Raw genomic sequence first — 9,053 nt, forward strand, 5'->3', positions numbered from 1 at the left:
GCCCCGCGGCTGGGCCGGGCGAAGCGGCGGCGGTGGTGGCGACTGGTTCAGTGCTGGGTGCGGCTGTGGGCGGCGGCGTCGTCGAGGGTGAGGAAGCCGGAGCGGATCTCGGGTTCGGCGAGGGGGAGGTCGTACTGGTCCTGGCTGAGGATCGGCAGCTTCTTCCAGGTGCCGCCGCGGTTCTCGGACCAGGTCCAGGTGCCGAGGACGCCGGCCGGGGCCGGCATGAGGACGGTCTCCTCGCTCTCGCTCTGCGGGCCGCGCAGGGCGGTGGTGGCGGCCAGGAGCGGGCCGGTGCGGAAGTTCACGCTCATGCGGGCGATCGCCTGCTCGGTGAACTCCTGCGGGACGAACACCTTCTTGGTGGCGAGGATGTCGGTGGTGGCGTGCACGGCGGCCCGCGGGTCCAGCAGCACAGTGGCGACCGCGGTGCTGTTCTCGCCGAAGTCCAGTTCCAGGCTGGGCCGGTCACCGGTGGGCCGCAGGTACGTCCCGCCGCCGGTGGCCGGGTCGATGACCGTCTCGAAGTGCTTGTAGTCGTCGTCGAGGACGTAGCCGACCAGGCCGTCATCGCTCTGTTGCGCTTCGCCGAGGCGGATCGCCCAGGGGTAGCTGGGCAGCTGGGAGGGAGACGGCTCGAAGAGGTTTCTCCAGCTGGCGTCGGTGCGCAGGGGGCCGCGCAGGTTCATGGTCAGGCGGGTGCGGATCAGGGCGAGGGGTCGGCCGAGGAGGAAGCCGAGGCCGGGGTCGGCGGGGCCGTCCGGGTCGATGGTCTGCAGGGCCCGGTCGAGGGTGGCGCGGAACGCGTCGAAGGTCTGCGGGCCGCGGCTCTTCACGGCGTTGAGCAGCAGGTAGGGGTGCGGGGTGAGCGCCTCCAGCTGCTCGAACCGGGTCACCTCGGAGCCGGGCAGGGCGGACCAGGAGACCGTCCGCTGGCCCGTGGTGTTGAGGGTGACGCGCAGTTCGCCGAGCGCGGCGCCGTCGGGGGCGTGGACGACGAGGGACTGGTCGAGGCGGTTGTGCAGCAGCCAGGCGCAGACCGGGTTGGTGCCGGGGGTCAGGTCGGTGTCCTCGTCGGTGGTGGCGGCGAGGAAGTCGAAGCGCAGCCGGGCCGGCTGCAACAGACGTGGCCCGAGTTCGACCAGCCGGTCGGGGTCGTAGTCGCTGACGGGGTGGGCTGGGCGCATGGTGTCGGGCATCTCGGGCGCGAAGTGGGACGGGTTGCTGATGAGGTTGACGGAGCGTCCGAAGCGGTCGACGACGGCCAGGTCGAGGAAGGCGAGCTGGCCGGCACGCAGTTCCTGGAAGGTGGAGTCGGGCCACTCGTCCCAGTCGCTGGCGGGCATGCCGCCGGGGTCCGGCGGGGGGTAGTCGCCGTTGCCGATGAGGGTGGCGAGGTCGCCGGCGGGCTGGAGGCCGGCCAGTGGCTGGCGTTGGGCGATGGCGGCGCCGAAGCCGTCGAGGGTCTGGGAGAGGTAGTCCGCTTCGCGGGCCTGGGAGCGCACTTGCCGCAGGGCGTCGGCGGGCAGCTGGTCGCGCACGCGGGTGTAGCTCTGCAGAGTGCCGTCGACGATATGTCCGGCGCTGGGGGCGAGGAGCTGGCGGCCGGAGACGACCAGCGGGGTGCCGGGTTCCCCGGTGCCCTTCCACTGGTAGCGGGAGCCGTCGACGAAGTCCCAGTGCGCCGTGTCGCCGTCGCGCATCGGCAGGGGGAAGTACTCGGCCTTCCACAGCAGGAACAGCGGCTGCCAGGGCATCGCCCACGGTGTGGTGCCGTACTCGGGCAGGGTGCCGGTGACGTCCCGGATAGCGCCGCCGCGCAGGGCGCGGTCCAGAATGAGGAACTCGCTGAGCAGTGCGGGGAAGCAGGGTGGCTGCTGGCCGGTGAGGTCGATCTGCGCGGCGGTGGCGGCGACGTCGGTGGTGGTGATGCCGGAGGCGCGGGTGACGACGCGTTCGGGGGTGCGGCAGGGCAGGGCGGTTTCGCGGGTGAGGGGTGCGTGGAGGTTGGCGCCCTGCAGGGTGAGGACCGGGTCGGCGCTGTACTCGAAGTCCTCGGCGGGCACGCGGATCAGCCGGCGGGCGGCCCGGGCCCCGTAGGCCGGGTACAGGGCGTCGATGCGCGCTGCCAGGTCCGCCTCGCTCTTGCCCCAGGGCAGGTCGGCCCGTTGCTCGGCCAGGTCGCGGGCGAGGGCCACGACGCGTCCGGCTGCGCCGGTCGCGTTGCCGGGGTCGAGTTCGTCGTCGATGCGGCCGGTGAAGTCGGAGGGCTTCTTTTTGAGGTGGGTGAGCCACCACAGGTGGTAGAGGCGTTCGCGGGCGGTGTCGAGTTCGGCTTCGGTGGCGTCGTGGGCGGCTTGGCGGCGGTTGAGGTCGGCGACAGTGTCGGCCTCTACTGACCGGGCCGCTTGGGAGGTGGTGCGGCCGGTCTCCTCACCGCGTTCGCCGATGAACCAGCGGTATCCGCCTGGGACGGGGCCGAAGGCGCTGTCGTGGGCGCGGCGGTCGGTGAGGATGTCGGCCTCGGGCCGGTCGCGCTCCTCCAGGGCGTCGATGCCGCCGAGCAGGAAGGCCCGGAACAGGGCGGCCTCGTCGCCGGACAGGGCGCCTTCGCCGTCGGCCTGGGCGCCGAGTTCGGCGACGGCTTCGGCGATGCTGTTGGACACGATCGGGGTGACGTCGGCCGGCTTCGGACAGGGCGAGTCGGGGACGGGACCGGTCAGGTCCCAGTCCAGGTCCAGGACCGTGCCGCAGTAGACGGAGGAGCGGATGCCGCTGCCGGAGCCGACGGGCGGTGTCCACTGCAGGCGCTCCAGCAGCGCGGCGAGGTCCTCAGTGCCGGCGAGGATGTCGCTGCCCGGCTGGGCGTACCAGCCGGCGACGAAGTAGCTGAGCCGTTCCTGTGGCGGGAGTTCGCCCTCCGGGCTGTCGAGGAGCGTGTCGTGCATCGAGAAGACGTTGCTGTTGTAGGGCTGGAAGGCCGAGAAGGCCGGCAGGCCGGGGCCGATCGCGGTGAGGAACGGCGCGTGGCGGTCGGCCGGTTCCTGCCAGGGGCCGGTGAGTTCGTGGCACTTGCCGATCAGGGTCGGGGCGGGTTCGTCACTGTCGGGGTCGGGGTCGAAGTCGGGGTTCTGGAAGGAGACGGTGCCGTTCATGGGGTCGAGGTAGTCGCTCTCGACGATCCAGGCCTTGAGCGTGCGGGTGCTGTCGGTGTGGCGTACGACGAGCCATCGGTTGGGCACGAGGGGGAACTCGCCGATGCCTTCCTCCTCGTCGTGGCGGCCGCGGGTGAGGGCGGCGGGCAGTTCCCACTGGAGGTAGACGCCGAGGCGGTCTTCGCGGCCGGTCCACTCCTCGGGGCTGGAGAACGGGGCGGGCTCCGCAGGGACGCCGTCGCCGATGTTCTTGAAGTTGGTGGTCCAGCGGTGGAACACGTGCGGCGTCGCGGTGTCGCGGGTGGCCCGGTTGACGGCGAGGGCCGCGACCTCGACCGGCACGATGAGGGTGTTGTCCACGGACATGGCCCGGGGTCCTTTCGGTCAGCGCTTGGCAGTACGGCGCGGGGACGGGGGGCTCAGGGCCGGGAGAAGGTCTGCGCCTGCGGCGCGTTGATCATCTGCAGGGCGAACTGTGCGGAGGAGATCCGTTCCACTCCGTGCGCCCGGGACAGGGCAGGCAGCAGGGCGTCGCCGGTGCCGTCGATGTTGAGGACGTCCCGGCTGCCGGGGCGCAGGAAGCGGGCGAAGCCGGCCGGCTGGGGGAACTCGCCCATGGGGTGGCCGATCCGGTCGCCGGTGATTGCGCGGAGCTCGATGGTGCCGACGTCGCCGATGCCGAAGCACAGGCCGCGCGGGGGTTCGGCCAGCTCGAAGCGGTCGATGACCTCCGGGTAGAGCAGCAGGCGGGTCTCCAGGCCGAACACCGCGTCGCGTACGGGTTCGACAACGGCCGTGCCCTTGTAGGCGGTGGCGATGGTGCCCGGCCAGTTCGGGACCAGGCTGGAGTTGACCAGCACCGCGCACTTCGGGACCGGTCCGCCGCTGGTGGCGAGGGCGTTGAGGTCGGCGTCCAGGGTGTGGCCGACGCCGACGCTCAGCGCGCCGTCCACGGCCGCCCGCACCCAGCTGGCGTCGAGGTAGGCGAAGCGGATGCTCTCTGACGGCAGCGCGCGGGGGTCGGGGACCAGGTGGGACAGGCTCAGCAGCTCAAGGCGGCGCAGCGCGTCCAGCCAGGCGGTGACCTTCGCGAACTCGTCCGGGGCGGCTTGGGTGAGCAGGCCTGCCATGCCGGGCTGGGCGAGGACGGCGCGCGCGTCACCGGGGGTGCGGCGGGTGCGGGCTGCGATGCGGCGCTGGCCGGCGCGCAGCTGCGGGCCGGCCTGGTCGAGGGCTTGCGCGAGCCTCGCCCCGCCGCCTCGCCCGTCGCCGGGTTCGTTGCCGTCGGTCAGGAGGCGGTCGAAGGCTTCGAAGGCGAGTGGTGCGGTGAGGTGACGGCCAGTCAGTGCGGTGGTGGCGAGGTCGGGGTGGGAGGCGAGGCGGCGGGCCGCGGTGCGGGCGGCCGAGCGGAACTCCAGCAAGGCGCTGCGGAACTCAGCGTCGGAGAGGGCGAGGGTGCGGCCGGTGGTGAACGCGGCGGCGTAGGAGGTGTCGAAGACGCCGTACTGCTGCAGGTAGATCAATGCCTCGCCCGGGGAGTCCAGGCGGGTGGCGGCCGGGTCGGGAAGCTCCTGGGCGGGTTGGGCGGTGAGCGGGCCCCGGTAGAAGGCGAAGATGCGCTCGCCGGTTTCCAGGCGTTGCGGCAGGCCCACGGCCCCGCCCGCCATCCGATCCAGGGCCTCCTTCTGCGGGCCGGCCGGATTGGCCGGGCCGGAGGTCGGCACCCGCAGGCGCAGTTCGTCGGCGGGGCGCGGGGTGGTGCCGTTGGTGGTGGCCAGGTGCTGGGCGAGGTCGCCGAAGCCGACGCCGGAGTCGGGTTCGGTGGTGAACGACCACGAGGTGAGGGAGACCAGGCGCACGCCTTCGGTGGGGGTGGGGACGGTCAGGTATCGGTCGTGGCCTTCGAGGGAGACCAGGTGGACGACGTGGCGCCCGCCCGCGGCGGCGGGGAAGCGGTTGGCGACCAGGACGGCGTTGAGTTCACCCTCGTCGGGCGCGGGGTCCGTGCCGGCGCGGGTGGCATCGGGGCGCCCGCCCTCACGCAGATGTGCGAGGTAGCCCATTTCGGCGGGCAACGGCTTCACCGCGTCGAACAAGGCCTTGGGTACGAGAACGGTGGCGCACTGCTCGTGGTACTCGTCCGGGCGCATGCTCGCCGGGGCGATGACCGGTACCGCTCCGGGGCCATGGGCGCCGTCCAGGAGCTCGCGCACACTGCCGGCCTTGACGAGGCCGACCGCGTCCGGATCCTCGGGCAGTTCGTCCTCGCGGAACACCAGCAGGGCCATCCACGGGGCGGCGCCCGCCTGACCCTCACCGAGCAGACGGGCCCACGGCAGGCCGGGAGCATCAAGGTTGATGTGGGCGAGGGTCTGGCTGTAGGTGCCGACGGCGTCCGGCGTGGGGAACTGTGCGTTGATACCTGTCGGGTCGACGCTGAAGCGCGGCTGGACGACGTCGAAGGGCTGCGTGGTGGCGTCGAGGACGCGGTCCGCTCCGCCGAGGTCCTTGAGGGTCTGCCGGTTGTCGATCAGGTACCGGCCGGCGTACAGGGAGGGGATGCGGTGGTCGAAGAACCGGGTGCGGTGCTCGGCGCCCGGCGCGGTGGTGCGAGGCTGGGGGGCGGGTTCGGACGTGGTGGTCACGGGGCGTGCCTTTCAACAGGACGCGGGAAGGCGAAGGGTCGGGCGGCGAACCGGCGATGCGGGCCGCCCCGCAGGACGGCGCGGGCGGCCTGCGGCGCGTTCGGTCAGCCGGCGACGAGCATCGGCTCGGCGGTGAAGGCGGTGCCCGCGGCACGGGCGTAGGCGCTCAGGTCGGTGTCGAGCGCGCCGAGGTCCGTACCGAGACCAGTCAGAGCCTGGGCCAGGGTGGTGCGATTGCCCCGGGTGGCGTCGGTGTCGATGCCGTCCTTGATCGCGGCGATGACGCCGCCGGGCCGGGTCGGCACCGGGCCCGTGGCCGGTTCGTCGGCGGCCAGCGGCTGGTTGCCGTCCGGGTTGATCGGGTCGAAGGAGATGGCCTCCTCGTCGAGGAACCCGGTGGAGGTGCCGTGGTCGACCGGCGGCGAGCTCAGCCGGATCCCGAGGATCCGGTCGGGGATGATCCCGTCGTTCGGAGCGTCGGGCTGCTGGCCCCACAGGCCGTTGGGCACGTTGCCGCGCAGCATCGCGCGGCCCCACGGTGTCATGGTCGCGGCCTGGCCGTTGTAGGTGAGCCAGACGCGCAGTTCGCTGCCCTTGCCCCGCACGTGCATGGGCAGGATGTCCACCGCGCTGTCGGTGGCGATGGGCGTGGTGCTGCCGTGGTCCAGGAACACCCTGCTGACGGGGGCCTGGGTGTCGGCGGTGAACGTGAAGCCGCCGTTGCTGACCAGCCACGGCTTGACCGCGCCGCGAGTGGCCGGGGCGCCCTCGCCGGCGTACCCGGCGATCGCCGTGGTGCGGACCATGTTTTCCGGCGGCGGCAGCATGCCCTGGAACCCGCCCCAGTCCAGCGCCGGGGTCTGGTTGCGGCGGGCGGCACCGAAGCCGATGGTGAAGGAGATGAACCACAGGTGGACGGTCGCCTCGCCGCCCACCGCTGGGCCCCAGATCCGGACGCTGACACCGACCTCGACCGAGATCCTGATCTTGACGAACCAAACCTTGATGGTCGCGGAGACCCCGACCCGGATGCCCATGCCGACGTCGAAGTAGAAGGGGTTCCACTCCAGCAGGGCGTCCACCCGGGCGGTGAGCCAGGCGCGCAGCATGCCGGACTGGAAGACGACGTCCAGGGAACCGCCGGTCATCAGGGACTTGGGCGTGAACGCGGCGTAGGCGTTGCCAGTGATGTTGACGGTCGAGCCGACGCCCCAGGTCAGACCGGCCGGCTGCTGGCGGGGATAGCGGGCGGGCAGCTCCCGCCCGACGGGGATCGCGCCGAGCATGAACGCGAAGTCGCCGGCCTGCGAGTGGTTGCCGAACCAGAACTTCATGCCGACGCCGCCGCGCAGCTTGCAGTTCGGGTCGATCAGGAACGTCTTCTCGGTGAACGCCGCGCCGATGCTCAGCTCACCGGCCGTCGGGCGCAAGGTCGCCTCGATGCCGATCTCCACCCGGGCGATCTTCTTGTCACTCTTGGTGGGCAACTGCATCCCGGCCGAGCCCAGCAGACTGATCGTCAGATCCGAGCCGGTCTGCACCAGCGCCATGGCGCGGCCGCTGAACGTCTCGAAGCAGTCGAAGGCCAGACCCGCCGCCAACCAGAGATCGCCCTCCTGCGGACGCACCCACGGGATTGAGCCGCCGATCAGCTCACCCAGGACCTTGAGCGGGTCCACCTCCTCGTCATCGGCGCCGATCGCGCCCGGATTATCCAAGGCCATCAGGAACGGGAAGCTGCCCAGGGAATCGGCGGCCGGGACCCGCACCCGGCTGTTCCAGCCGAACCCGGCGGAGATGCCGCGCACATGGAACAGCGACGGTCCGAAGCCGACCTGACTGCCGAGGGAGCCGTAGGCGAACAGCGACGGATCGGCGCCGCCGCCGTCGGGCACGACGTACGCGCCCATGGCCGAGCCGTTGAACGCGCCGGTGTCCACCAGCAGTACCCCGCCGACCACCGTCTTGTACGGCGGAGAGGCCGGCAACGCGGTCAGCGCGCCGGCGATCCGCAGCGGCGGGTTGTAATAGTCGACACTCAGGCCGTTGTCGCCGCCGGGCGTGCCGATCGGCGACCAGCCGCGCACCGCCGGGTCCTCCAGGACCCGCATGCCCTTGCGGCGGCGAGGTCCGGACCGGGGGGTAAGGATGCCGCTTTCGGTGACCAGTGCCTGCGGGGTGCGTTCGCGTGAGGCTCCGTCGCGGTGCTTCACGACGGGCAGGGCGCGGCCGAGACCGTCCAGGCGTTCGGGGTCGCTCGGCGGCGCGGGCGTGCGCCTGGTGAGCCGCAGTACCCGGCCGCCTGCAAGCGCCCAGGCCCCGGCGGGCAGTGACGCACCATCCGGAGCGCCGTCGACCAGGACCAGACCACAGCCCCCGCCGAGATCAACCGAGGCCACCGCCCCGGTCACCCACTCACCGTCGACTGTGAAGGCGACGTCCACCGGTGCCGAGGACGCGGTGATCGTGGCCTGGCCGCCGACCGACAGAGCCTTCGGATCGCTCACCGCGCCGCCGATCCGTACGGTGCCGCCCGGGAAGACGAGCGCTGCGGCGTCGGGGTCGGCGAACACCGACACCGGGATCTCGATCGCACCACCCGCAGCCTGGTCGAGAAGCCTCCGAACTTCTTCCACTCGCACTGTCACAGCGGTCCAGCCCTCTACTCGCGGCAAAAGGGGAAGGCGGAAGCACGCGCCGATCCCGGCGACAAGCCTGACGTGTCCGCTGCGAGGAGCCTAGCGAGCGCAGACACTGAAAGCCTGCAGGCGACCACTCTGCGTGATGCACGCGGCTGAAGGGCGATCGATTTGCATGTGTGGGCGGACGCTCTACGGGACTGCATGCAGAAGCATTTCTACCGGGCCCGCAAGACTCCTGAGAGGGCAATCAGCCAGACACTGCCACCGGTGGGTGTTTCTGGTGCCCACGAGGACCTGCGCAACGAACAGCACCGCCTCCGCCGGGGCGTAGCCGGGCGGGCCCAGGGTGCTCAGGACAGCCGGCGGTATCAAGCGAGGTAGGCGCGGGCCATCAGGAGCGCGCTACGCGCGGCTGGTCGGCGGTCAACCGGTCCGTACGGCAGGGACGCACCTGGTGAAGCCTTCCGTGCGGTCCGACATCGACGCTGCCGACGAGCGGCTGGTGTCAGTGAGCCTTTTCAGAGGGCGGTTCGTGACTGTTTAACTGGTTTTGGTGTCACCTGATGGTGTGGGTGTGGGCGGAGTCCGCCGGTCCGCGGCTGGTGGTCTGG

3 protein-coding genes are annotated in these 9,053 nt (G+C 71.7%); all 3 read right to left on the reverse strand.

The features are described 5' to 3' along the window. Positions 1-47: 47 nt before the first annotated feature. Positions 48-3,521: a hypothetical protein gene (locus tag ACFUK0_RS14450; RefSeq protein WP_380249808.1), complete on the reverse strand. Its 3,474-nt coding sequence runs from the start codon at positions 3,519-3,521 to the stop codon at positions 48-50. A gap of 53 nt (positions 3,522-3,574) precedes the next feature. Continuing rightward, on the reverse strand, positions 3,575-5,800 hold the full coding sequence (locus ACFUK0_RS14455; RefSeq protein WP_380249810.1) for a hypothetical protein: 2,226 nt from the start codon (positions 5,798-5,800) through the stop codon (positions 3,575-3,577). A gap of 104 nt (positions 5,801-5,904) precedes the next feature. Then, a complete protein-coding gene (locus ACFUK0_RS14460) occupies positions 5,905-8,436 on the reverse strand; it encodes a DUF6603 domain-containing protein (protein ID WP_380249812.1) in 2,532 nt (843 codons plus the stop codon). Between the last annotated feature and the right edge of the window lie 617 nt (positions 8,437-9,053).

It is taken from the genome of Kitasatospora sp. NPDC057223, assembly GCF_042669755.1.
GTDB lineage: Bacteria > Actinomycetota > Actinomycetes > Streptomycetales > Streptomycetaceae > Kitasatospora.

What these genes read in the sequence shown, in the direction of transcription:
- ACFUK0_RS14450 (WP_380249808.1), bottom strand. Translation starts at nt 3,521, where the DNA reads ATGTCCGTGGACAACACCCTCATCGTGCCGGTCGAGGTCGCGGCCCTC.